1 pseudogene is annotated in these 564 nt (G+C 63.7%); it reads left to right on the top strand.

The annotated features are described in order from the left end of the window. Positions 1-564, top strand: a pseudogene (locus A33M_RS18960) (hypothetical protein); the annotation flags it as partial.

The following is a 564-nucleotide window of genomic DNA, read 5'->3' on the forward strand; positions in this document are numbered from 1 at the left end:
CATCACCTTCGGCAAGGGCACCGGCCAGGTCTCGACCCGTGCCGAGTTCGCCCAGGCGCTCTCGAACATCTCCGGCGTCACCACCTCGGTGAACGGCGACGCCTTCTCGATCCAGGTCGCCCAGGGCACCAGCCAGACCACGCTGTCGATCGGCGGCGCGACCAACACCCTGGCCAAGCTCGGCACCAGCGCCCAGACCAAGACGGGCGTGAAGCACGAGGGTGACGACAACGCCACCCGCGCCAGCCTGCAGAAGGATTACAACGACGTCCTCGAGCAGATCGACTCGCTGGCGAAGGATGCCTCCTACAACGGCATCAATCTGCTGAACGGCGACGACCTCAAGGTGGCGTTCAACGAGAACAGCAGCTCGTCGCTCACCATCTCGGGCGTCACCTACAATGCGGGCAATCTCGGCCTCAACAAGCAGAACGGCAACAGCTTCCAGGACAACACGAAGATCGACGCGACCGTCACGGCGATCAACGATGCCCTGACCACCCTGCGCACCCAGTCCTCGAAGTTCGGCTCCAACCTGTCGACGGTGCAGACCCGTCAGGACTT

The sequence above is a fragment of the Rhodovulum sp. PH10 genome (assembly GCF_000293785.1).
In the GTDB taxonomy this organism is placed as follows: domain Bacteria; phylum Pseudomonadota; class Alphaproteobacteria; order Rhizobiales; family Xanthobacteraceae; genus Rhodoplanes.